Source organism: Microbispora cellulosiformans, assembly GCF_008728085.1.
GTDB classification, from domain to species: Bacteria; Actinomycetota; Actinomycetes; order Streptosporangiales; family Streptosporangiaceae; genus Microbispora; species Microbispora amethystogenes.
Window position 1 is genome coordinate 596,944 of record NZ_VYTZ01000001.1, and the last position, 22,961, is coordinate 619,904.

Consider the following 22,961-nt stretch of genomic DNA (forward strand, 5'->3'; position numbering starts at 1 on the left):
GAGGCCCCCGAGCCGGGAGTGATGCGTTGAAGCAGACACGACACGGGCCTCCTCGCCGTACGGGCGAGGAGCCGCGGTGAGAGATCTGCCGGGCTTTGACGCCTTCGCCGCCGACCACGTCCGGCCGCTGGCCCGTACAGCCCTGTCGCTGACGGGAGAACCGGAGGCCGCCCGCGCACTCGTGGTGACAGCGCTCTCCGCCGTGGCCGCCAGATGGGGCACCACATGCTGGTCGTTTCCCGCCCAAGCCACACATAAGGCGCTGTACTGGGCCTACCTGGAGCGCCCGCGACCCGGAGCCGCGGGCGGGCGCGGCACGCACCCGAGCCGCACGCCCGGCACGGACGCGGCGGCCCTCGCGGAGGCACTCACCGCGCTGCCGCCGGGGCGGCGTGCCCTTGTCGTGGCCTGCTTCCACGACGGGCACACCACCTGGCAGGCGGCCGGCCTGTGCCGCATGGACGCGCGGACGGCCAACACCGAGACCGTGCTCGCCATCGCCGAACTGCGCGACCGCCTTCCCGCCTCGTTCGTCGCGGGAACGGCCCCGGACACCACGGCAGGAACGGCCCCGGAGACCGGAGTGGGGACGGCCTCGGACACCACAGGAGGGACGGTCCCGGGCACCACGGCGGGGACGGCCCCGGGATCAGAGCCGACCCGCCCCTCGCCCAGCCCCTGGGCATCGCCATCCGGGCCGGCCGGTCCCGCGCCCAGCTCGTGGGGGTCGCCGTCGGAGGCGGGCCGGGCCCCCGAACCGGCGGCCGCCGCGCCCATCTCGTTCGCCACCCCTGCGGCCGCCGCGCCCGGCTCGTTCGCCGCCCCTGCGGGCCGCACGCCGCCGTACCATGCCGCACCGTTCTCCGCGTCCCCGGCGATCGCGCCTGTCAGTCCTGCGGGAGGCACCGGCGCGGGCGACCACGGCGACGGTCCGTGGGAGGCGGCGCTGCGCCGGGAGCTGGCCGCCCTGTCCGCGGGGATGCCCGCGCTCGACCCGGTCCCGCTCGCCGCGGAGGCGGCGCGGGCCGGTCGGCGGCACCGCACCCGGCGTCGTGCGGTGGTCACGGCCGTGAGCGTCACGCTCGGCGCCCTGGTCGTCGTCTCCCTCGCCTTCGGTGTGACGAGCCTGGCCGGGCGCGTGGAGCGGGCAGTCGGCGATGGCACCCCCGGAGCCTCCGGTTCCCCGGACGTGAGCGCCGCGATTCCCGGCACGCTGCGCGCCCCCCTGCCCGCCCCCGTACGCTTCGCCTACCAGGGTTCCTGCACGGACGACGACTGGGACGCGTTCGCCGAGAAGTTCGCGAACGGCTGCGACCAGTGGCGGCTGGTCACGACCACGGGCGAGCAGTGGCGCGTTCCGGACGTGGCCCTCGACCCCGGCGGCCACTGGAACCCTTCCCTCCTCGCGATCAGCCAGGACGGCAACCGCGTGGCCTACTACGGCGAGACGTCGCCCGACTTCATGGTCCTCGACCGGCGTCGTGCCCGGGCGGAGAGAAGTGGCATGTTCCCGCTCAACGAGGACGTGTCACCGCAGGACGCCCACCTGGTCATCTCGCCCAGAGGGCGGTGGATGGCCGCCGACTTCGGCGCGGGCGCGCGAGCACCCCTGCCGCGGGTGCAGAGCCTCACCGGTTACCGGGTCGCGGTGTTGCCGCGTCGCATGCGGATCCTGGCGGTCGGGGACGACGGCACGGTGACGGGCACGGCCACGTGGGACACGAACACGATTCCAGGGCGGCTCGCCACCACCGTCCTGCTGCGGGTGCGGCCGAACGGGCGCACGCTGAGCAGTGCGCCGATCGACCCGGCGCTGTTCGAGTCCGGCGTCGCGGTCTCCCCTGACGGACGCGCCGTCGCCGTGGCGGCCGAGCGCGCCCACCCCGGCGACGACGACCACGGCCAGGTGGTCACCCTCGACTCCGCCACCGGGCGCGTACTCACCCGGCGCGAGGCGGCCCTTCCCCCGGACGCGCACGTCACCGTTGTATGCGGCTGGGCGAGCGAGCACGAGGTGATCGTCGAGGCGAGGCAGCCCGACGACGAAGACGAGGAGGAATACTCCGTCCACGCCGTCGACGTGCGCACCGGGGCCTCCCGGCCGATCGCGCTGGACGAGGCCGGCGGCGTGCCCGACCTCTGGGTGCCCGGCACGCTGCACTGAACCGCGTACGGACGGCCGGACGACGGTGAGGGGCGCCCCGGTGACCGGGACGCCCCCTCCGCCGGGCAGGGAACCGCCTGACGGATCAGACGAGTTCCGGCACCGGTTCCTCCCTGGCCTCGACCGGCCGCCGGACCCGGAGCCCCGTGACGGAGATCGCCAGGCCGGCGAGGGCGAACCCGGCCGAGACCAGGATCGCGGCACGGAAGTGGGTGATCGGGTCACCGCCGCCCGCCCCCGCGGTCAGGACGGCCGTGACGATCGCCAGCACCACCGCGCCGCCGACCTGCCCGGAGGTGTTCAGCAGCCCGGAGGCGAGCCCCTGCTCCTCGTCGTCGACCCCGGCGGTCGCCTGGATGTTGAGCGAGGGGAACGACAGCGCGAACGCGACGCCCAGCAGGACCATGCCGGGCAGCACCGTCGTGAACAGGCCGGGGTGCAGGTCCACCCGCAGGAACACCGCGTAGCCCGCGAGCAGCGCGACCGACCCCACCACGATCAGCCGGGCGGTGCCGAAGCGGTCGGCGAGCCTGCCCATCGTGGTCGAGCCGACCGCGACCAGCAGTCCGGCCGGAAGGAACGCCAGCGCGGTCTCCAGGGCGCTCCAGCCCAGCAGGTTCTGGAAGTACTGCATCGCCACGAACTGGAAGCCGACGTACGAGCCGAACAGGATGACCAGCCCGATGTTGGCCCGCACCAGCGGTGCGGAGCGCAGGATGCCGAGCCGGACGAGCGGGTGCCGCACCCTCCGCTCCAGCCGGACGAACAGGCCGACCAGGGCGGCGGACGCGGCGAGCGAGAGGACGGTGCGCGCCAGGCTCACCTTGGGCGCCTCCACCACGGCGAAGACCATGAGCAGCATCGCGGCCGTGATGGTGACCGCGCCGAGGATGTCGTGGCCGCCCTCGCCGCGCTCCTCACCCCGGTCCAGCAGCCGCGCCCCGGCCACCAGCGCGATGATCGCCACCGGCACCGGCATGAGGAACGTCCAGCGCCACCCGATCTCGGTGAGCACGCCGGACAACACCAGCCCGAGCGAGAAGCCGCTGGCGCCGGAGGCGGTGAAGATGCTCAGCGCCCGGTTGCGCGCGGGCCCCTCGGCGAAGGTCGTGGTGATGATGGACAACGCGGCCGGAGCGGTGAACGCGGCGCTGATGCCCTTCGCGAAACGGGCCGCGATCAACAGCGTCCCGTCGCTCATCAGCCCGCCGAGCAGCGAGGCGACGGCGAAGAGGACCAGGGCCGACAGGAACACGCGGCGACGGCCGAGCAGGTCGGCGGTCCGGCCCCCGAGCAGCAGCAGACCGCCGTACCCGAGCACGTAACCGCTCACCACCCACTGCAGCGAGGAGGTGGTCATCCCGAGATCGGCCTGGATGGACGGAAGCGCCACCCCGACCATCGACACGTCCAGAGCGTCGAGGAACACGACGGCGCAGAGCACCGTGAGGGCACCCCACAGGCGGGCCCCCCAGCGCTCGTCCTGAGTGGAGGAAGTCATGGCACGGAAACTTACATGCACGCGCATTCAATGCACAAGCAATTAATGCGATTGCATGTAGTTGGCACGGATGGTATGGTCACGCGCAGAAAGGCGGCACTCGTATGAACGACACCGACACCGATTTCGTGGTCATGGCGTGGCGCGCGCTGCTCGCCCGCCACGCCGAGGTGTCGGGCGTCCTGGAGCGTGAGCTCAGCGAGAGGCACGGCCTCGGGGTGAGCGAGTTCGAGGTCCTGGAGCGTCTCGCCGAGGCCCGGTCGTCCTGCCAGGAGCCGGGCGAGGCCAAGTTCCGCGTGCAGGGCCTCGCCGACCAGGTCCACCTGAGCCAGAGCGCGCTGTCCCGCCTCATCGCCCGGCTGGAACGCGAGGGACTGGTCGCCCGCGCCCTGTGCGAAGCGGACCGGCGCGGGGTGTTCGTGCAGCTCACCGAGGAAGGCCGCCGCCGGCACGCGGAGGCGACCCCCACCCACAGAGCCGTCCTGTCCGCGCACCTGTTCCCGCACCTCGTCGACGCCGGATGCGCGCCCCCGGCCGAGGGCACCGCCCCGGAGAACGCCGCTCCAGGGTCGGTCAGACGGGGCCTGTGAGAGCGAGCGGGACGCCGTCCGGGTCGACGAGCAGCCCGTCCGCCGCGACCCGGGCGCCGGACGCGACGAGCCTCCCGGCCTCCTTCTCGGGATCGTCCACAGCGACGGCGACGTGCCGGAAGCCACGGCGGCCGGGGCCGACTGCCGGGGCTGCCGCCCACGGACTCGGCGTCGTGGCCGAGGTGAACGTGAACACCTCCAGCACGGCCGGCCCGGCCAGCAGGTAGGTGATCAGGAAGCCCCGGGGGTCATCGTCCAGCGTGATCTGGCCGATCACCTCGTATCCGAGCGTGTCGCGGTAGAAGGCGAGCGCGGCGTCGAGCCCGCCCGACGTGACCGCCACGTGGTCGAAGACCGGCGGCGCCGTACGCGGCCTGCTCAGGGTGGCCAGCCGTTCGCGTTCGGCCAGTTCGGGCGAGGCGACACGGTGATACCGCAGGTAGTTGTCGGTGATCTCCAGGTGCGTGCCGTCCGGGTCCTGGAAGAACGCGATCCGCACGCCGCCGACCGCGTCGAGCGGCGGGAGCGTGAAGGGCACCCCGGCGTCGCGTACGCGCTCGGCCCGCAGGTCGACGTCGCCGACCTTGAAACCGATGTGCCGGATGCCGCGCTGGAGGTCGTCGTTCACCCAGCCGCCGAGGTCGCCGTCGCCCGTCTCGACCAGCTTGAGCAGCACCGGACCCGCCGTCAGCCAGGCCACCCCCGCTCCTCCAGCGGGGCCCTCCACCTCGGCGAGGTCCAGCAGGCTCCGGTAGAAGTCGAGCGAACGGGCCAGATCGGCGACGCCGATCTCGACATGCCGGATGTCTCTGGACACGTGCCCTCCTCCGTCGCGGCCCGCCCCGGCACCGCCGGTCACGAAGCCCTCATGTCTGCGCACAGGAGACTTTCCCATACCCCTCGGGACGCAGGCCGGGCGCCAGGGCCAGGGTGACCGCCACGGAGAGCGCGGCCATCGCGGCCATGGCGGCCGAGGCCGAGGTGAACTGGGCGACGGACCCGGCGAGCGCGGCGCCGACCCCCTGCATGGTCATCGTGCCGGACGACTGCAGCCCCAGCGCCTGCCCGCTCATCTCCTCGGGAGTGATGGACAGGAGGCGTTCCTGGAGGAGCAGGCCGGCCGCGTATCCGGCCGAGGCGAGCGCCACGGCCGCGACCGCGAGCGGCAGGGCCGGGTTCAGGAGGAAGACCAGGTACGGCACGGCCAGCAGCAGCCGCAGCGGTGCGCTCAGCCGCTCACGCCACCACTTCGGGACGAACCGCCCCACCAGGGTGTCTCCCGCGAGCATGCCCGCGGCGGCGGAGGCGAACAGCGTCCCGGCGTGCCGGGGGTCGTAGGCGACGTACAGCGACTCGCAGCCGACGATCAGGCCGTTCGGCACCCACAGGGCCAGATACAGGTGACGGCGCGCGGGCGACGACCACAGCCTCCGGTTGGTCCGCCACGTCTCGGCGGGCGAGGGCCGCCCCTGCGCCCGGGGCGGGCGGGCGGCGAGCCCTAACCGGGCGACGACGGCGGCGACGAGGTGCAGCCCCGCCCCCACGAGCAGGGTGCCGCGCGGGGAGAAGGCGGTCAGGAGCACTCCCCCGGAGGCGAAACCCACGATCTGCTGGACGCCGACCGACATGTTGAGCACCGAACGGCCCAGCAGGTATCCGTCCCTGGGCAGGATCTCGTTGAGCAGCCCGAAGCGGACGCCGCCGCCGAGGGACGCGGCGAGCCCCATGCCGAGGACGACCGCGAACAGCGCCCACAGCGGCAGGCCGGGCACGGCGAGCACGACCGTCCCGGCGCAGAACACCAGCGCCAGGCACGTCATCGCGGCGCGCGGGGGCAGCCGGTCGGCCGCCGACATCAGCACCACCGCTCCGAGCACCTGGGAGAAGGAGGCGCCGAACATGCTCAGCGCCGACAGCAGCGGCGACCTCGTCGTCCCGTACACGAGCGTGCCGAGCGCGAGGCCGCTCACCGTCGACGCCGCCACCTGCGCGGACCCGACGGTGAACAGCGGCGTGAACTCCGGAGTGCGGAACAGTTCCCGGTAGGTACGCATGACGGGAGCGTCGGTCACCGCCGCGTGCCACCGTTAGTGTTTCGCCGGGAGGCGAAACGTGGGCTGGTGGCTGGTCGATTCCGACACTCTCGCGGAGAGCCGATTCGTCGTCTCTCCCCTGGCCGAGGCCACCGCCTGCCTCTACACGCTGGAGAAGGCGTCGGCGGCGCATCCGGCCGAGCGGGCCTGGCTCGACGCGCATCTGCCCGCCTACCGCGCCCGCCTGGCCGGCGACCCGATCACCGCCCTGCTCCTGAAGGCCGCCCGCGGACGCAACTGGACCGCCGACTTCCTCACGCCCGCACCGGCCGGCGAGGGGGAGGCGGTCTTCGAGGAGGAGCTGGCCCGGGTCCGGGAGACCCCGCCCGGCGTCGCGCAGGCCGACGTGGAGGTGGCGCTGCGCGGCCCGCTGCCCGCGCCGTTGCGGCGTACGGACCTGGCCGAACGCGCGGCGGACCTGCTGGAGTGGGTGTGGACGCGGACCGTGCTGCCCAGTTGGCCGCGCCGGCGACGGATCATGGAGGCCGACATCGTCGCCCGCGTGGGGCAGCTCAGCCAGGGCGGCTGGGCCGCCGCGCTCGACGACATGCGCCCGGGGATGCGCTGGCTCGGCGGCGACCGGTTGCAGATCAACACCTTCGACTACCCGCCCCGGCGGATCGGCGGGGCCAGGCTCATGTTCGTCCCCGTCACTACCCGGCAGGCGTGGGCGAGCTGGACGGCGGGCCTGCGCTACGCCCTGATCTACCCCTGCACGGGCACCCTGGCCGATCCCGCCCGCGCGCCGGTGCCCGAGGCGCTGGGGCGGCTGCTGGGCCCGGCCCGCGCCCGGGTGCTGACCCTGCTCGCCGCGCCGAAGAGCACGACCCACCTCGTGGCGCTCACCGGTCAGCCGCTCGGGTCCGTCGGCCGCCACCTCAAGGTGCTGCTCGACGCCGGTCTCGTACGGCGCCGCCGCGCCGGGCGGTCCGTCCTCTACTACCGCACGCCCCTCGGCGACGCCCTCGCCGGCCTCGATCCCGAGGCCGGCGAGGATCGGTAAAGTGGGAGATCTTCGTATGTTGAACACGTGAAGCGGCGGACAGCGCGGTCGTCAGCGCCTCGCCCGTGACCGGCCGGGCCGGTCAGGAAGGAGCCCCGCCCATGTCGTGGTTGCCGATACTCCCCCTGCTCGGCGTCTGGATCCTGGTCGTCGTCGCTCCCGGCCCCGACTTCCTCATCGTGCTCAGGCACGCGGCCGGCGGGTCGCGGCGCAGCGGCGTGCGCACGGCCGCGGGCGTCGTCACCGGCATCGGGGTGTGGGCGGTCGCCGGTCTGTTCGGCGTCACCGTGCTCGTCCAGCGGTTCGAGTGGCTCTACACCGCCGCCCGCGTCGCCGGGGCCCTGTTCCTCGTCGCACTCGGCGTCGCGACCATCCGCGCCACCCGCAAACGGTCGTCCCGGGCCGACGGTGACGAGCCACCGGCCGTCGCCGCGCAGCGTCCGGGCAGGCTGCGCGAGTGGCGGGCCGGGCTCCTGACCAACCTCGCCAACCCCAAGGCCCTGGTCTTCTTCGGCGCCCTGTTCGCCAGCCTGCTCCCGCACCACGCGAACCTCGCCATGCGGGCGGTCACGCTCGGCTCGATGCTGGCCATCGCCTTCGCCTGGTTCGCCGCCGTCGCCTTCCTGGCCGGCAGCCCGTGGATCACCAGGGGCTACCGGCGGCTCGGGAAGAGGCTCGACCTGCTCACCGGCGGACTGTTCGTCGGCATGGGCGCGCTGCTCCTCCCCCGCTGATCTCCCCCGCTGAGCCGGGCCGGAGCGCGCGGGAGGTCAGGCTGTCAGGCGGTCGATCACCAGCGGGAGGAGGTCGGCGCCGTCCTGGTCACCGATCTCGTACGCCCCCTCAAGCGCCTGGAGCGCCCGGTCGAACCGGCCGGCCTCGTCGGCGTACAGGGTCATCAGCGGGGCGCCCGCCCGGACCTCGTCGCCGGGCTTGGCGTGCAGGACGACGCCCGCGCCCGCCGACACCGGGTCCTCCTTGCGGGCGCGTCCGGCGCCGAGCCGCCAGGCCGCCACGCCGACCTTGAGCGCGTCGAGCGTGACCAGCGTGCCCGACGCGGGAGCGGTCACCACGGCCGACTCCGCGGCCTTCGGCAGCGGCGCGTCCGGGTCGCCGCCCTGCGCGCCGATCATGCGCCGCCAGGCGTCCATCGCCGAGCCGTCCTTGAGCGCCTGCTCGGGGTCCCGGGCGCCCGGCACGGCCGCGGCCTCCAGCATCTCCCGGGCCAGCCGTACGGTGAGCTCGACCACGTCGGCGGGGCCGCCGCCGGCGAGCACCTCGACGGACTCCTCGACCTCCAGCGCGTTGCCCACCTTCAGGCCGAGCGGCCGGTCCATCGCGGTCAGCAGGGCGACCGTGCGCACCCCGGCGTCGGTGCCGAGCTCGACCATCGTCCGGGCCAGCTCACGGGCGTCGTCCACGTTCTTCATGAACGCGCCCGAGCCGGCCTTCACGTCGAGCACGAGCGACCCCGTACCCTCGGCGATCTTCTTGGACATGATCGAGGAGGCGATCAGCGGGATCGACTCCACCGTGCCGGTGACGTCGCGCAGCGCGTAGAGCTTCTTGTCGGCGGGCGCGAGGCCCGCGCCCGCCGCGCAGACGACCGCCCCGGCCGAGCGGATCACGGCGAGCATCTCGTCGTTCGACAGCGACGCCCGCCAGCCGGGGATCGACTCCAGTTTGTCCAGCGTGCCGCCGGTGTGCCCGAGGCCCCGCCCGGACAGCTGCGGCACGTACGCCCCGCACGCGGCGACCAGCGGGGCCAGCGGCAGGGTGATCTTGTCACCGACCCCGCCGGTGGAGTGCTTGTCGGCCGTGGGCCGGTCGAGGGCGGACCAGTCCATCCGCTCCCCCGACCTGATCATGGCCTGGGTCCAGTCCGCGATCTCCCGGCGGTTCATGCCGTTCAGCAGGATCGCCATCAGCAGCGCCGACATCTGCTCGTCGGCCACCTCGCCCCGCGTGTACGCGTCGATCACCCAGTCGATCTGGGCGGCCGACAGCTCGCCCCGGTCACGCTTGACGGTGATGACCTCGATCGCGTCGAACCCCACGCTTTCCCCCTCTATCGCGACAGATCATCGGGCCCGAAGGCGAACGGCAGGAAGTCCGCCATCCGCATCGGGCCGTCGGGCGTCTCCACCAGCAGATCGGCTCCGCCGTGCTCGAACAGCAGCTGGCGGCAGCGCCCGCACGGCATCAGCAGCTCGCCGTGGCCGTCCACGCAGGTGAAGGCCACCAGCCGCCCGCCGCCGCTCGCGTGCAGCGCCGAGACGAGCCCGCACTCGGCGCACAGCCCGACGCCGTACGACGCGTTCTCCACGTTGCAGCCGGTGACGACGCGGCCGTCGTCGGCCAGCGCCGCCGCCCCCACCGGAAACTTCGAGTACGGCGCGTACGCGTGGGTCATGGCCTCGCGGGCCGCCTCGCGCAGCGCCTCCCAGTCGATGGTCATTTCGCCTGCCCCCTCCGATACGGGACGCCGTCGGCCGCCGGCATGCGCAGCCGCTGCGAGGCCAGCGACAACACCAGCAGTGTGGTCAGGTGGGGGGTGAACGAGGTGAACTGCTCCGGAACGGTGTCCGTCAGGGCGAAGACCGCGAACACCGCGATCGCCACGATCCCGGTGACGAGCGCCGCGACCCCCCGCCGCTGCCGTACGAGCTGGTAGACCGCCACGGCGGCGAGCAGCAGCGCGACGACCAGCAGCAGCGCGTGCACCGAGATGCCGCCCTGGCGGAGCTGGAGCGCGTCGGTGTAGCCGAACAGCGCGGCGCCCCCGGCGAGCCCGCCCGGCCGCCAGTTGCCGAAGATCATGGCGGCGAGGCCGATGTAGCCGCGCCCGCCCGTCTGGCCGTCCCGGTAGATGCCGGCGGCCACCAGCGACAGGAACGCGCCGCCGAGCCCGGCGAGCAGGCCGGAGACGAGCACCGCGGCCCATTTGTAGAGGTAGACGTTCACGCCCAGCGACTCGGCCGCGACCGGCCGCTCGCCGCACGCCCGCAGGCGCAGCCCGAAGGGCGTGCGCCACAGAACGTAGAACGACAGCGGCACCAGCAGGATCGCCAGGATCGTGAACCAGGACACGCCCTGGGTGATGCCCCGCAACAGGCCCGCGAAGTCGGACAACACGAACCAGTGCGTGGCCTCGACGGTCCGCAGCGGGTCGTCGAGGAAGCCCAGGCTCACCGTGCCCAGCTTCGGCAGCGGCGGGGAGTTCTTCGTGCCGCCGCCCGGCATGCCGTTGAAGACGAGCTGGGACAGGTACTGCGTGAAGCCGACGCCGACGATGTTGATCGCCACGCCGGAGATGATGTGGTCGACGCCGAAGGTCACCGTCGCGACCGCGTGGATCGCGGCGCCCAGCGCCCCGCCGATCGCGCCGGCGAGCACGCCCGCCCACGGGCTGTGGAACTGGAGCGCGCCCCAGGCGCCGAACCACGTGCCGAGCACCATCATGCCTTCGAGGCCGATGTTGACCACCCCGGCCCGCTCCGACCACAGGCCGCCGAGCCCGGCGAGGCCGATCGGCACGGCGAGGCCGAGCGCGGCGCTGACCGTGCCCGCCGACGTGATGTCGTTCGCGCCGGTCACCAGGCGCGCGACCGACAGCAGTACCACCAGCCCGGCCAGCCCGAGCAGGAGCATCGGCGCCGACAGCCGGAAGCGCCGCGCCGGAGGCGTCTCGACCGGACGCTCAACCGGAAGGTCCGTCGCCGTCATGCCGTCTCCTCGATCTCGTCCGCCGCGCTCATACCGCCGCCTCCGCCTTCGGCGGCTCCGCCGGGGCGGCGAGCTGGCGGCTCACCCGGCGCTGCTCCGCCACGATCCGGTACCGGTGGACCAGCTCGTACGCGATGATCACCGAGAGCACGACGACGCCCTGCATGATCTGGACGATCTCCTTGGAGATGTCGAGCAGCTGGAGCTGGTTCGACGAGTTGTCCAGGAAGCTCCACAGCAGCGCGCCGACCGCCATGCCGACCGGGCTGTTGCGGCCGAGCAGGGCGATCGCGATGCCGGTGAAGCCGAGACCGGCCGGGAAGTTGTTGCTGTACTTGTAGGAGGCGCCGAGCAGCTCCGGCATGCCGATCAGCCCGGCGACCGCCCCCGACATGACCATCGTGGCGACGATCATCTTCTTCACGCTGACGCCGCTGGCCACCGCCGCCGACTCGGACTTGCCGGTCGCCCGCAGTTCGAAGCCGAACCGGGTGCGGGTGAGCACGACCCAGTACGCGACGCCGAGCAGGACCGCGACCACGATGAACCCGTTGACCAGCACCGGCGTTCCCGCGATGAGCGGGATGCCCGGCATGTGCGCGTCGTCGGGGATGGGCCGGGTGCCGAGGTCGTTGCCGGTCAGCACGCCGAAGTGCTCGCTGACCAGCCACGACCCGAGGCCGGTGGCGATCGCGTTCAGCATGATGGTCGAGATGACCTCGCTCACGCCCCGGTAGACCCGGAGCAGGCCGGCGATGGCGGCCCACAGCGCCCCGACGACCACCGCGGCGACGACCACGAGGACGATGTTCAGCACGCCGGGGACCACGGCGGCGCCGCCGAGCCCGGCGGCGATCACGGCCGCGAGGCGGTACTGGCCGTCCACGCCGATGTTGAAGAGGTTCATCCGGAAGCCGACGGCCACCGCGAGCGCGGAGATGTAGTACATGACCCCGGTGTTGAGGATCATGACCATCGACCGCGGCTGGGTGCCGTAGCCGGCGAGCGTGGTGAACGCCTCCACCGGCTCCTTGCCTGCGATGAGCAGGACCACCGACGTGATCAGCACCGCGAAGACGACCGCGAGGATCGGCGCGGCCACGGCGAGCCAGCCGCCCAGCCGGACCCGGCCGAGCACCCGGTCGAGGAAGCCGCTCATACGCCCTCCCCGGCGCCGGTCATCGCCGAGCCCAGTTGCTCGGGCGTCACGTTCGCGGGATCGACGTCGGCGACGATTCTCCCGCGCAGGATCACCTTGAGCGTGTCGGACAGCCCGATCAGCTCGTCGAGGTCCGCGGAGATCAGCAGCACGGCCAGCCCGGCGGCGCGCGCGGTGCGCAGATGGTCCCAGATCGCCGCCTGCGCGCCGATGTCGACGCCACGCGTGGGATGGCTGGCGATGAGCAGCACGGGGTCGCCGCTCATCTCGCGGCCGACGATCAGCTTCTGCTGGTTGCCGCCGGACAGCGCGGCGGCGTCCACGTCGATTCCCGGGGTGCGGACGTCGTAGTCCTCGACGATCCGCTGGGTGTCGGCCCGCGCGCCCGCGCGGTCGATCCACGGGCCCCTGACGTTGGGTCTGCGGGTCTGGTGACCGAGGATGCGGTTCTCCCACAGTGGGGACTCCAGCAGCAGGCCGTGCCGGTGGCGGTCCTCGGGGATGTAGCCGATCCCGCCCGCCCGCCGTTTGAGCGTCGACCAGTGGGAGATGTCGGCGTCGCCGAGGGTGAGCGTGGTCACCTCGCAGGGGCGCATGCCCATGATCGCCTCGACCAGCTCCGCCTGGCCGTTGCCCTCGACACCCGCGATGCCGAGCACCTCGCCCTTGCGGATGTCGAAGCTCACGTTCTCGACCGTCGGCCGCCCGTCGCCGGTGCGCACGGTCAGGTCGCGTACGGACAGGGCGACGACGTCGGTGACGGTCGACTCGCGGGTCTCCGGGCTGGGCAGCTCGCTGCCGACCATCAGCTCGGCCAGCTTGCGGGAGGTCACGCCCTCCGGGTCCACGGTCGCGACGGTGGTGCCGCGCCGGATGACGGTGATGGCGTCGGCGACCCGCAGCACCTCGTCCAGCTTGTGGGAGATGAACAGGATCGTCAGCCCCTCGCGGACCAGGCCGCGCAGGTTGTCGAACAGCTCGTCCACCTCGTGCGGCACGAGCACGGCGGTCGGCTCGTCCAGGATCAGGATGCGGGCGCCCCGGTAGAGCACCTTGAGGATCTCCACCCGCTGGCGGTCGCCGACCCCCAGCTCCTCCACCGGCACGTCGGGCCGCACGCCCAGGCCGTACGCGTCGGAGATCTCCTTGATCTTCCTGCGCGCGGCGGCGAAGTCGAGGGCGAGGCCGCCCCGGCGGGGCTCGCTGCCGAGCACCACGTTCTCCAGCACGGTCAGGTTGTCGGCCAGCATGAAGTGCTGGTGGACCATCCCGATGCCGGCGGAGATGGCGTCGGCGGGGGTGTGGAAGCTCACCGGCGACCCGTCGACGCGGATCTCCCCCTCGTCGGGACGCTGCATCCCGTAGAGGATCTTCATGAGCGTGGACTTGCCCGCGCCGTTCTCGCCGACGATGGCGTGGATGTGCCCTCGGGCGACGCGGAGGTGGATGTCGCTGTTGGCGACGACTCCCGGGAACCTCTTGGTGATCCCGGCGAGCTCTACTGCGGGCGCCGTAGCGGTGGCGACGGTAATGGCGGCCTCCTCCTCGCGGAGTGCCCGATGACGGTCAAGTGGTAGTCAGAGTAGAACAAAAGGGCCCGGGGCGGGGTGCCACCGGGCCCCTTGAACGCGCAGGTCAGGACGTCGGGACCGAGATCTCGCCGCCGATGATCTTCTGCTTGTACTCGTCGATCTTCGGCTTGATGTCGTCGATCTTGCCACCGGTGGTGGAGTAGTCGACGCCGCCGGCCTTGAGGTCGTAGACGGTCGGACCGGGCTTGACCGTGCCGGTGGTGAAGTTCTTCAGGAAGTCGAAGACCGCCACGTCGACCTTCTTGATCATCGAGGTGATGATCACGTCCTTGAAGTCGGCGTACGCCGGGAGGGCCGCCTGGTCGGAGTCGACGCCGATCGCCGACGCCTTCGCGGCCTTGGCCGCCTCGAAGACGCCCGCGCCGGAGCCGCCGGCCGCCTGGTAGACCACGTCGGCGCCGGCGTCGTACATGCCCTGCGCGGCGGTCTTGCCCTTGGCCGGGTCACCGAAGCCGCCGAAGTCCGGGGGCTGGGTGAGGTACTTACTCTGGATCTTGATGTCCGGCTTGACGGCCTTCGCGCCGGCCTCGAAGCCCGCCTCGAACTTGTGGATCAGCGGCACGTCGACGCCGCCCACGAAGCCGATGTTGCCCTTCTCCGACTTGAGCGCCGCCGCGGCGCCGACGAGGAACGACCCCTGCTCCTCGGCGAACATCAGGTTGCTGATGTTGTCGCCCTTCGCGGCGTCGTCGTCGACGATGGCGAACTTGACGTCGGGGAACTCCTTGGCGACCTTCGCCACCGAGCCCGAGTAGGCGAAGCCGACCGCGATGACCGGGTTGTACCCGCCGTTGGCGAGCAGGCGCAGCCGCTCCTCCTTCTGGGCGTCGGTCTCGCCCGCCGTCGCCTCCAGTTCCTTCTTCTCGACCTTCAGCTCCGACACGGCCTGGTCGAGGCCCTTGGCGGCGGCGTCGTTGAACGACCCGTCGCCGCGGCCGCCGATGTCGTACGCCAGACCCACCTTCGCGCCGCCGCCGGCCTCGGCCGGGGCGGATGACGCGCCGGCCGTGGCTCCGGTCGTGGTGTCGTCGCCACCGCCCCCACACGCGGCGGCGGCCATGAGCAAGACGCCGCCCATGGTGGTGGCGGCCAGTTTGCTAACTCGATTGCGGAGCAAGGTGTTGACTCCCCTTCCGTTCCCCGCCGTCCAACTCTCGTCGCACGCACGCAGGAACGCACGGCAACCCTGCACGGAAGATAGTTGTTTGACCTGCATAGACCAAACCCGCATACCACTCCGCAACATGTCCGTTATTGAGCCCAGTCCGGGCTGTGACCCTGGGACAGCCTGGGAAAACTCGGTCATGCAGGCCGGACGATCACGCTGGTGAGCGGCCTGCGCGGCGCACCGGCGCTCCTCGGGCCCGGCCGGGAGTCACTCCGTGCGGGTGAGAGATCCGGAGTACCGGATGCCGCCCTCCCCCGCACGAGTCACCTCGAAGGCAGCCGTGCGGTCCCCCTGCGGGGTGATCGAGACCCTGCCCGGATAGCAGGCGTCGCCGCGCACCTGGCCGAGAGTCAGCACCGGCGCGTCGTCCGTCCCGCCCGAGCGGGTCAGGCGACCGGAGCAGTGCAGGTCGGCGCCCCACCGCATCCGCGCCGGTTCGGCCAGGCGGATCTCGACGGGGAAGACGCGTCCGGCCGAGGGAAACCGCGCCGCGCCCGTCCACGTCCCGCCGAGGCGGCCGGTGTCCCGGCCGGCCGGCGCTCGGAGGACGCCCGGCGCGGCGAGGACGGCCATGACCGCGACGACGGCGGCCATGGCGAGCCCGGCGGCCACCGCCGCGACGACCCTCACCCGCCTGCCGTCGCGGCCTCCGGCGCGATCGGTCGCGTCGTGCCCGGGCCGCTCGGTCCCCGTCTCATCGATGCGCGTCTCGTCGATCCCCGTCTCGTGGACGCCGCTCCGCTCGCTTCCGGTCCCGTCCGGGGCGGCGTGCCCGAGGGCGGCCGGCGCGGTCCCGGCCCGCGCGCGGTCGAGCAGGGCGCTCAGCACCTGCCCGGCGTCCGGCCGGTCGGCGGGGTCCGGGGCCAGGCACGCGACGACGAGATCGCGCAGCGTGCCGGTGAGCGGCCCGAGGTCCGGGGTGCCGTACAGGATGTTGGCCATGACGGCCATGTGCGTGTCCCCGGTGTGGGCATGCCGTCCGCTCGCCGCGTAGACGAGCGTGAGCGCCCAGCAGAACACGTCCGCCGCCGGCCCGGCCGGCCGTCCTTCCAGCTGCTCGGGCGCGATGTAGGCCGGCGTGCCCATCGGGTTCCCGGTCGTCACGGTGGCGTCGGCGAGCCGGGAGACGCCGAAGTCGACGACCCGCAGCCCGTCCGAGCCGAGGAGCACGTTGCCCGGCTTGAAGTCGCGGTGGACGACCCCCGCCCGGTGGATCGCGGCCAGCGCGGTGGCCGTCCCCACGGCCACCCGGTCGAGGTCGCCGCCGGTCCGCGGGCCGGCGGCCGCCACATGGTCGCGCAGTGAGGGTCCGTCGACGTACTCGCTCACGATGTACGGGCGGTCGCCGTCGAGGTCGGCGTCGAGGACCTGGGCGGTGCAGAAGGGCGCGACCCGGCGCACCGCCTCGATCTCGCGGGCGAAGCCGCGCCGGGCGGACGTGTCGTCGAGCCGGGCGCGCAGGAGCTTGACGGCCACCGGCCCGCCCGGCGCGCCCACGCCGAGGAAGACGATCCCCTGGCCGCCGACGCCCAGGCGGCCGTCGAGGCGGTAGGTCCCGAGACGCCGGGGATCCTCGGGACGCAGGGGGGAGACGCCGGGCATGAGGCCCACGCCTCAGCGGTTGCCGCCCCACAGGGCGGTGAGCGCGGTCGCGGCGAGCACCTTGACGCCGACGCCGATGGCGCGCTCGTCCACGTCGAACTGCGGCCGGTGGAGGTCGACCTCGTCCACGGCCCCCGGCGGCCGGGTGCCCAGGCGGGCGAGCGCGCCGGGCACCGATTCGAGGTACCAGGAGAAGTCCTCGCCGCCGAGGCTCTGCGGGGTGGGCACGGCCCTGCCCTCGCCGATGATCTGGGTGACCGCGTCGTGCAGCATCTGGATGCTGGTGGCCTCGTTCACCGTGGGCGGCGTGCCGCGCCGGTAGTCGATCTCGGCGTCCACGCCGTACGCGCAGGCGACCGAGTCGAGGAGGGCCTTGACGAGGTCGGGGGCCTGGTGCCAGGCCTCCTCGTCCAGCGACCTGATCGTGCCCTGGGCCGTCCCGACGTCCGGGATCGCGTTGGCCACCGAGCCGGCCGAGATCTGGCCCCACACGAGGCTGAGGCTGGACCGGGGGTCCACGCGCCGCGACAGCGCGGCCGGGAGTTCGGTGACGATCTTGCTGAGCGCGTAGACGAGGTCCACGGTCAGGTGGGGCCGGGCGGTGTGCCCGCCGGGGCCGGCCACCCGGATGCGCAGGCTGTCGCACGACCCGGTGATCGGGCCGGTGCGCAGGCCGACGTGCCCTGCGTCGAGGCGCGGGTCGCAGTGCAGCGCGAAGATGCGGTCGACGTCGTTCAGGCCGCCGTCGCGCATGACCTCCAGGGCGCCGCTCGCCACCTCCTCGGCGGGCTGGAAGATCAGCCGCACCCGGCCGGGCAGCGCGCCCGCGTCGGCCTGCGACGCGAGGAACAGCCCCGCGCCGATGACCATGGCCGTGTGCACGTCGTGGCCGCAGGCGTGGCAGGCGTTCGGGTTCGTGGAGCGATAGGGGACGTCCTTCTCGTCTTCCATCGGCAGCGCGTCGATGTCGGCGCGCAGGGCGACCGTCGGCCCCTCGCCCCGGCCGAGGTCCACCCACAGGCCGGTCCCGCGGGACAGCGGGTGTGGCGTGAGACCGGCGTCGGTCATGCGCTCGGCGATCTTCTCCGTCGTGCGATGCTCGCTGAAGGCGATCTCCGGATGCGCGTGCAGGTCGCGCCGGAACTCGATCAGCTCATCGTTGTGCTCGCGAAGGAAGTCCGCCAGTTGCGCGGCCAGGTCGGTGCTTCCCGGCACGGCCGCGTCCGGCGTAGCGAGCTTCGATGAGGTGGCCACGGGTCTTCCCTTCTCCGGTGAGCCGTCCCGGCCACGGGTCATCGGATCGTCCATATGATCACTGAAAGAAGTCATGAAAAAGCCCAGAAGGGCCGAGCGGGCGTGCCTCGCCTCCACCGACCCTTCATTCACAATCCTCCCATGCCGCGAGCCCTTGATACGGCGGGTTACCCAGTATTTACACCGGTCATCGCCGATTGTCAGAGTTGCGGCGCAGTTTCCCGGACATATCAGACGTACCCCCTCAGGAGCCCGATTGTCCGGCGTCGCGGTTGGGGTTCGACGTCACGAACCTGTCCTCGGCGAGCTCGATGATCGTGGCATCGACCACGTCCTGGAGGCTCCCGCCGTCGGCGAGGATCGCCCGCTGGCGCTCGGAGGAGCTTCCCTGCTCCAGCACGTCGGTCACGACCGCCAGTTCCTCGGCACAGCCGAGCCGCTCTGCGACCGGTTCGAGTTCGCGCTGAAGTTCATACAATACGTCGCGCATCGGCGCCGTGGAGCCATGGTCGTCGGTGATCACGTCCGCGTCGAGACCATATCGCGTCGCGCGCCACTTGTTGTCGCGAACCACCCACGGCGCCGGATGCGGCAGCGTGTAGCCCCGGTCGATCTGCTGGTCGAACTGCTGCACGAGGCACTGGGACAGCGCGGCGACCATGCCGACCTCGCGCGGCGTGGGGATGCCGTCGAACATCCTGATCTCGATCGTGCCGAAGTCGGGGTGCGGCCGGATGTCCCACCACACCTCCTTGATGCTGCGGATCGTGCCCGCCTTGATCAGCGTGTCCATGTACTCCTCGAACTCGGCCCAGTCGGCCAGCAGGTGCGGCGGCCCGGCGGTGGGCAGCGAGCCGAAGACGATGGCCCGGCTCGACGCCAGCCCGGTGTCCTGCCCGCCCCAGTAGGGGCTGGAGGAGGTGAGCGCGAGGAAGTGCGGCAGGTACGCCGCGAGGGCGTTGACGATCGGGATGACCTTGTCCCGCTCCCGCACGCCGACGTGGACGTGGACGCCGAACGTCTGGATGCGCCAGGCGAGCCACTGCATCTCCTCGACCAGTTCCACGTACCGCTGGTTGGGCGCGTAGACGGCGTCCCGCCAGTCACTGATCGCGTGGGTCCCGGTGCAGGCGAGCGCCATGCCGCGCGGCTCGACCGCCTCGGTCAGCCGGTCGATGCTCTTGCGCAGGTCCTGTACGGCCTCCGCGACCGTGTGGCAGACGTCGGTGATGATCTCGACCTGCGACTGCATCAGCTCGTGCATCGCCTTGGGCCGCTGGCCCTCACTGAGGTCGGGGACCGCGGCGAGCACGTCCCTCGCGTCCTGGCGCAGATGCCGCGTGTGCGTGTCGACGAGCTGAAGCTCCCACTCCACCCCGAGCGTCGCGCCCCGCGAGGGATTGAACTCGATGGTCACCGCTTGCCTCCATCACCTGGTCGTGCACATGGTCGTGCCGGACTACGTCGTCAGTGGTCAGCCCTACCCCTCATCCATCCCCGCACGCCCACGGCCGCGAGCGTCAGCGCCAGGAGGATGTTCACCGCGATCAGCACCCCGTGGACGACGTAGAAGGACGTCTTGTGCCCGTCGGCGAGGTTGAAGCCCAGGTTGATCCACTCGAAGATCATGAACGCGGCGAGCGCCACGAGAAAGGCGGAGACACGTCTCGTCATGTCTCCAGTATCGGCGGCTCTCCGCGTGGCCCCGAGGTCTATGGGGCATATGTCGCTTCATGCGAAAACAGTCGAGGCTAGGCTGAGCCCCCTATGGGGACGAACCTACGGGCACTCGCCGCGACCGGGGCGGCGGCGGGGCTGCTGACGACGGCGCTGCTCGGCGCTTCTCCCGCCGCCGGAGCACGTGCCGAGCCGACTCCGCCCACCCCGCGGGCGAGCGACACCGCGGCCGCCGCCGGGGCGACCGGGCCGGCCGCCGGGGCCGCCACCGTCGGCGGGGAACGGCTGGCCGGGCACGGCGTCATCGCGCCGGCCGGTTTCAAGGCGCCGCCCAAGACCGAGTCCTCCGCCTACCTGGTCGCCGACGCGGACACCGGCGCGGTGCTCGCGGCGAAGGACCCGCACGGGCACTACCTGCCGGCGAGCACGCTGAAGACGCTGACGGCCGTGACGCTGATCCCCCGGCTCGACAAGGACCGCAAGATCAAGCCGAGCGAGAAGGCCTGCAACGTCGAGGGCAGCGCCGTCGGGATCGTCCCCGAACCGATCTACAAGGTCGACGACCTGATGCGGGCGCTCCTCATGGTCTCCGCCAACGACGCCGCGGTCGCGCTCGCCGAGGCCAACGGCGGGCTGACCAGGACGCTCGCCGACATGAACAGGCAGGCGCGCAAACTCCAGGCGTACGACACAGTGGCCAGGACGCCGAACGGCCTGGACGCCCCGGGCCAGCGCAGTTCGGCGTACGACCTCGCCCTGATCGCCAGGGCCGGGCTGGCGATGCCCGCCTTCCGCGAGTACATCAGCACGAAGGTCGCCAAGTTTCCGGCGCCGAAGGACTACGGCAAGAAAAAGAAGAAGAAGCATCACGACGACTCCGACCCCAGCGAGTCTCCGGCGCCCGCCTACTACGAGATGGCCAACCACAACCGGCTGCTCGGGCGTTACAAGGGCATGCTCGGCGTCAAGAACGGCTGGACGTCGAAGGCCCTCGGCAGCTTCGTGGGCGCGGCCCGCCGTGACGGTCACACGATCATCGTCGTGATCATGCATCACCCCGGCGGCTTCTGGGAGGAGGTCTCCAAGCTGCTCGACTGGGGCTTCGCCGCGCGGAGCCGGGTCGCCCCCATCGGCGAACTGGTCCGGCCGGTGCCCGACCCCACGCCCTCGTCGTCCGCCCTGGCCGTACGGCCCACTCAGACGCCCGGCGCGGCGGGCGGCACAGGCGGCGACGCGCACAGGGTCGCGGGAAGGGAGCCCGCGGGTTCGGGACCGGTCGTCCCCCTGTTCGCCGGTGGTGGCCTGGTGGCGATTCTCGCCCTCGGCGGCGCGTACGCCCGGCGCCGCCGGTCCCGCGGGGAGGACCCCTCCGGCGGGTGACGCCCGCCGTCAGGCCGTGCCGTGGGTGGGGGTGGTCGCGGGCGAGGGAAGCGGAGTGGGCTCGGGAGGCGGGCCGAGGGTGGCCGTCGCCGTCCACGCGGCGGCGTAGAGGATCACCCGGGCCGAGAGGTTGATCCACAGCAGCAGCCCCACGACCACCGCGAACGTGCCGTACACGGGGTTGTGCAGGGTGCTGGAGAGGATCAGCGCGGCGAGCTGCTTCAGCACCCCGAAGCCGACCGCGCCCAGCAGCGCGCCCCTGAGCACGACGAGGAACGACTGCGCCGGTTTGGCCAGCCAGCCGAGGATGACCAGGAAGAGCAGCAGGTCGGCGACGAGGCTCGCGGCCACCCCGGCGAGCCAGACGCCGAGACCGGCCAGCGGCGAGGAGCCGAGGCCGAGCCAGCCGGCGACCGTGCTCGTGGCCCCGGTGGCGAAGCCGCTCGCGATCACCGAGGCGAGCAGGACGACGCCCATGAGCACGAGCGCGACGAGGTCGCGCAGCTTGCCGACGAAGTAGTTGAGCGGCGGCTCACAGGTCATCCAGACGGTGCGCAGGGCCCCGCGCAGCGCGTCCATCGCGCCCAGGCCGGCGTAGAGCAGGCCGAGGAGGCCGATGATCCCGGCCCGGGCCCGCGCCCCGGCGAGCTGGTCGATGTGCAACTGCCCGGCGAGCCCGGGAAGCTGGCTGTTGATCGCCTCGGTGAGGGTCTCGAGCGCGTCCGGGCGGATCGTCACGACGTACCCGAACAGCGCGAAGGCCAGCGCGATCAGCGGGAAGAACGACAGGAACGCGAAGTAGGTGATGGCGCCCGCGAGCCGGTCGCCCGTCTGCACCTGGTAGCGCTGCACGGTCCGGATGAGGTGGTCGAGCGCGCGGAAGCGGATCCGGTTGCGCTCGATCCACACCCGGCCCGCCGCCTTGACCGCGTCCACCCGCCGGGTGACCTGCTGGACGATCCCCATCCCCATCGCGGTTCTCTACCCCTCGGAGAGGGCTCGATGCCTGCCCGCGGAGGCCTCGCCGGTCAGTCGAAGGACGGGGACGGCAGCAGGCCGAGGCGCTCGCGCACCTGGGCCATCGTCTCGCGGGCCACCGCGCGGGCCCGGGCCGCGCCGGCGACCAGCAGCCGGTCGAGCTCGGCCTCGTCGGCCAGCAGCTTCTCCGTACGCTCGCGGATCGGGGCGAACGTCTCGATGACCGCCTCGGCGACCTCCTTCTTGAAGGTGCCGTAGCCCTGCCCGGCGAACCGGGCCTCCAGCTCGGGGATCGGCGTGCCGGTCAGCGCGGAGTGGATCCGCAGCAGGTTGGTGACGCCCGGCTTGTTCTCCTCGTCGGCGACGACCTCGCTGCCGGTGTCGGTCACCGCGCGCATGATCTTCTTGCGCAGGGCGTTCGGCTCCTCCAGGACGTCGATGATGCCCTGCGGGCTCGACGACGACTTGGACATCTTCGCGGTCGGGTCCTGGAGGTCGGTGATCTTCTCGACCTCCTTGAGGATGTAGGGGTTCGGCACCTTGAAGGTCGGGCCGTAGCGGCTGTTGAAGCGCTGCGCGAGGTCGCGGCTGAGCTCCAGGTGCTGCTTCTGGTCCACGCCCACCGGCACCTGGTCGGCCTGGTAGATCAGGATGTCGGCCGCCTGGAGGATCGGGTAGGTGAACAGGCCGACGCCGGCCGAGCTCTCGCCGTACCTGGCGGACTTGTCCTTGAACTGGGTCATCCGCCCGGCCTCGCCCATGCCGGTCTGGCAGATGAGGTACCAGGCCAGCTCGCTGTGCTCGCGTACGTGGCTCTGGGCGAACACGGCGGCGCGCTCCGGGTCGAGCCCCGCGCCGAAGAGCTGGGCGGCGGCGACCCTGGTGCGGCGGCGCAGCTCCTCCGGCTTCGGGGAGACCGTCAGCGCGTGCAGGTCGGCGATGAAGAAGAAGGCCTCGTGGGTGTCCTGCAACGCGACGTACTGCCGGACGGCGCCGAGGTAGTTCCCCAGGTGGAACGAGTCGGCGGTGGGCTGGATGCCGGACAGGACGCGAGCGAGAGCCATGGGGCAATTC

20 protein-coding genes are annotated in these 22,961 nt (G+C 72.3%); 5 read left to right on the forward strand and 15 right to left on the reverse strand.

From position 1 onward, the window contains the following. The first annotated feature begins 76 nt into the window (after window positions 1-76). Window positions 77-2,164 carry a SigE family RNA polymerase sigma factor gene (locus F5972_RS02415; RefSeq protein ID WP_150930612.1) on the forward strand — a complete coding sequence of 696 codons (2,088 nt, stop codon included), beginning with the start codon at window positions 77-79 and terminating at the stop codon, window positions 2,162-2,164. An 85-nt stretch (window positions 2,165-2,249) separates the two neighbouring features. On the opposite strand, the gene F5972_RS02420 is transcribed toward F5972_RS02415, so the two are convergent. Next, window positions 2,250-3,665 (reverse strand): MFS transporter, encoded by a 1,416-nt coding sequence (locus F5972_RS02420; RefSeq protein WP_150930613.1) that lies wholly within the window; start codon window positions 3,663-3,665, stop codon window positions 2,250-2,252. A gap of 104 nt (window positions 3,666-3,769) precedes the next feature. On the opposite strand from F5972_RS02420, the gene F5972_RS02425 reads away from it, so the two are divergent. Then, window positions 3,770-4,255, forward strand: a complete 486-nt coding sequence (locus F5972_RS02425) for a MarR family winged helix-turn-helix transcriptional regulator (protein ID WP_150930615.1) — start codon at window positions 3,770-3,772, stop codon at window positions 4,253-4,255. On the opposite strand, the gene F5972_RS02430 is transcribed toward F5972_RS02425, so the two are convergent. Together F5972_RS02430 and F5972_RS02435 are read right to left on the reverse strand one after the other, a co-directional pair. Then, window positions 4,239-5,072 carry a VOC family protein gene (locus F5972_RS02430; RefSeq protein WP_191909906.1) on the reverse strand — a complete coding sequence of 278 codons (834 nt, stop codon included), beginning with the start codon at window positions 5,070-5,072 and terminating at the stop codon, window positions 4,239-4,241. The two genes, F5972_RS02425 and F5972_RS02430, sit on opposite strands and share 17 nt — an antisense overlap. 49 nt (window positions 5,073-5,121) lie before the next feature. Then, the gene (locus F5972_RS02435; protein ID WP_150930619.1) at window positions 5,122-6,309 is read right to left on the reverse strand and encodes an MFS transporter; all 1,188 of its coding nucleotides are present in this window, start codon (window positions 6,307-6,309) and stop codon (window positions 5,122-5,124) included. A gap of 58 nt (window positions 6,310-6,367) precedes the next feature. Here F5972_RS02435 and F5972_RS02440 point away from each other — a divergent pair, with 58 nt between their 5' ends. Next, window positions 6,368-7,351 (forward strand): ArsR/SmtB family transcription factor, encoded by a 984-nt coding sequence (locus tag F5972_RS02440; RefSeq protein ID WP_150930621.1) that lies wholly within the window; start codon window positions 6,368-6,370, stop codon window positions 7,349-7,351. Between the two features lie 101 nt (window positions 7,352-7,452). Continuing rightward, on the forward strand, window positions 7,453-8,085 hold the full coding sequence (locus tag F5972_RS02445; protein WP_150930623.1) for a LysE family translocator: 633 nt from the start codon (window positions 7,453-7,455) through the stop codon (window positions 8,083-8,085). 36 nt (window positions 8,086-8,121) lie between these two features. Here F5972_RS02445 and F5972_RS02450 read toward each other — a convergent pair whose 3' ends face one another. The 10 genes from F5972_RS02450 to F5972_RS02495 all read right to left on the reverse strand — a co-directional run bounded on the left by F5972_RS02450 (window position 8,122) and on the right by F5972_RS02495 (window position 19,526). Continuing rightward, window positions 8,122-9,408, reverse strand: coding sequence for a thymidine phosphorylase (locus tag F5972_RS02450; RefSeq protein WP_150930625.1), 1,287 nt, complete (start codon window positions 9,406-9,408; stop codon window positions 8,122-8,124). 11 nt (window positions 9,409-9,419) lie between these two features. Next, a complete protein-coding gene (locus F5972_RS02455; protein WP_150930627.1) occupies window positions 9,420-9,809 on the reverse strand; it encodes a cytidine deaminase in 390 nt (129 codons plus the stop codon). Beyond that, window positions 9,806-11,077, reverse strand: a complete 1,272-nt coding sequence (locus F5972_RS02460; RefSeq protein ID WP_150930630.1) for an ABC transporter permease — start codon at window positions 11,075-11,077, stop codon at window positions 9,806-9,808. The genes F5972_RS02455 and F5972_RS02460 overlap by 4 nt, the downstream gene beginning before the upstream one ends. Before the next feature lie 28 nt (window positions 11,078-11,105). Next, window positions 11,106-12,236: an ABC transporter permease gene (locus F5972_RS02465; RefSeq protein WP_150930632.1), complete on the reverse strand. Its 1,131-nt coding sequence runs from the start codon at window positions 12,234-12,236 to the stop codon at window positions 11,106-11,108. Continuing rightward, window positions 12,233-13,768, reverse strand: a complete 1,536-nt coding sequence (locus F5972_RS02470) for an ABC transporter ATP-binding protein (RefSeq protein ID WP_150930635.1) — start codon at window positions 13,766-13,768, stop codon at window positions 12,233-12,235. The genes F5972_RS02465 and F5972_RS02470 overlap by 4 nt, the downstream gene beginning before the upstream one ends. A 103-nt stretch (window positions 13,769-13,871) precedes the next feature. Next, on the reverse strand, window positions 13,872-14,906 hold the full coding sequence (locus F5972_RS02475) for a BMP family lipoprotein (protein ID WP_191909907.1): 1,035 nt from the start codon (window positions 14,904-14,906) through the stop codon (window positions 13,872-13,874). 297 nt (window positions 14,907-15,203) lie between these two features. After that, complete coding sequence (locus F5972_RS02480; RefSeq protein WP_150930636.1) at window positions 15,204-16,598, reverse strand: serine/threonine-protein kinase; 1,395 nt, start codon at window positions 16,596-16,598, stop codon at window positions 15,204-15,206. A 12-nt stretch (window positions 16,599-16,610) separates the two neighbouring features. After that, window positions 16,611-17,852: an amidohydrolase gene (locus tag F5972_RS02485; RefSeq protein ID WP_404803026.1), complete on the reverse strand. Its 1,242-nt coding sequence runs from the start codon at window positions 17,850-17,852 to the stop codon at window positions 16,611-16,613. A 244-nt stretch (window positions 17,853-18,096) separates the two neighbouring features. Beyond that, complete coding sequence (locus F5972_RS02490) at window positions 18,097-19,269, reverse strand: glutamate--cysteine ligase (RefSeq protein ID WP_150930638.1); 1,173 nt, start codon at window positions 19,267-19,269, stop codon at window positions 18,097-18,099. Window positions 19,270-19,319: 50 nt separating this feature from the next. Next, entirely contained in the window at window positions 19,320-19,526 is a 207-nt protein-coding gene (locus tag F5972_RS02495) for an SCO4848 family membrane protein (protein WP_150930640.1), read from the reverse strand. Between the two features lie 93 nt (window positions 19,527-19,619). Between F5972_RS02495 and F5972_RS02500 the strand changes: the two genes are divergently transcribed. Continuing rightward, on the forward strand, window positions 19,620-20,909 hold the full coding sequence (locus F5972_RS02500; protein WP_150930642.1) for a D-alanyl-D-alanine carboxypeptidase family protein: 1,290 nt from the start codon (window positions 19,620-19,622) through the stop codon (window positions 20,907-20,909). Between the two features lie 9 nt (window positions 20,910-20,918). Here F5972_RS02500 and F5972_RS02505 read toward each other — a convergent pair whose 3' ends face one another. Together F5972_RS02505 and trpS are read right to left on the reverse strand one after the other, a co-directional pair. Further along, window positions 20,919-21,881: a YihY/virulence factor BrkB family protein gene (locus tag F5972_RS02505; protein WP_225311106.1), complete on the reverse strand. Its 963-nt coding sequence runs from the start codon at window positions 21,879-21,881 to the stop codon at window positions 20,919-20,921. Window positions 21,882-21,937: 56 nt separating this feature from the next. After that, window positions 21,938-22,951 carry a tryptophan--tRNA ligase gene (trpS, locus tag F5972_RS02510; protein ID WP_150930644.1) on the reverse strand — a complete coding sequence of 338 codons (1,014 nt, stop codon included), beginning with the start codon at window positions 22,949-22,951 and terminating at the stop codon, window positions 21,938-21,940. Window positions 22,952-22,961: the final 10 nt, after the last annotated feature.

Excerpts from the sequence above, each read along its gene's own strand:
- F5972_RS02420 (WP_150930613.1), bottom strand. The coding sequence starts at position 3,665 with ATGACTTCCTCCACTCAGGACGAGCGCTGGGGGGCCCGCCTGTGGGGT.
- F5972_RS02425 (WP_150930615.1), top strand. The coding sequence starts at position 3,770 with ATGAACGACACCGACACCGATTTCGTGGTCATGGCGTGGCGCGCGCTG.
- F5972_RS02435 (WP_150930619.1), bottom strand. The coding sequence starts at position 6,309 with ATGCGTACCTACCGGGAACTGTTCCGCACTCCGGAGTTCACGCCGCTG.
- F5972_RS02445 (WP_150930623.1), top strand. The coding sequence starts at position 7,453 with ATGTCGTGGTTGCCGATACTCCCCCTGCTCGGCGTCTGGATCCTGGTC.
- F5972_RS02455 (WP_150930627.1), bottom strand. The coding sequence starts at position 9,809 with ATGACCATCGACTGGGAGGCGCTGCGCGAGGCGGCCCGCGAGGCCATG.
- F5972_RS02460 (WP_150930630.1), bottom strand. The coding sequence starts at position 11,077 with ATGACGGCGACGGACCTTCCGGTTGAGCGTCCGGTCGAGACGCCTCCG.
- F5972_RS02465 (WP_150930632.1), bottom strand. The coding sequence starts at position 12,236 with ATGAGCGGCTTCCTCGACCGGGTGCTCGGCCGGGTCCGGCTGGGCGGC.
- F5972_RS02475 (WP_191909907.1), bottom strand. The coding sequence starts at position 14,906 with ATGGGCGGCGTCTTGCTCATGGCCGCCGCCGCGTGTGGGGGCGGTGGC.
- F5972_RS02480 (WP_150930636.1), bottom strand. The coding sequence starts at position 16,598 with ATGCCCGGCGTCTCCCCCCTGCGTCCCGAGGATCCCCGGCGTCTCGGG.
- F5972_RS02495 (WP_150930640.1), bottom strand. The coding sequence starts at position 19,526 with ATGACGAGACGTGTCTCCGCCTTTCTCGTGGCGCTCGCCGCGTTCATG.
- F5972_RS02500 (WP_150930642.1), top strand. The coding sequence starts at position 19,620 with ATGGGGACGAACCTACGGGCACTCGCCGCGACCGGGGCGGCGGCGGGG.
- F5972_RS02505 (WP_225311106.1), bottom strand. The coding sequence starts at position 21,881 with ATGGGGATGGGGATCGTCCAGCAGGTCACCCGGCGGGTGGACGCGGTC.
- trpS (WP_150930644.1), bottom strand. The coding sequence starts at position 22,951 with ATGGCTCTCGCTCGCGTCCTGTCCGGCATCCAGCCCACCGCCGACTCG.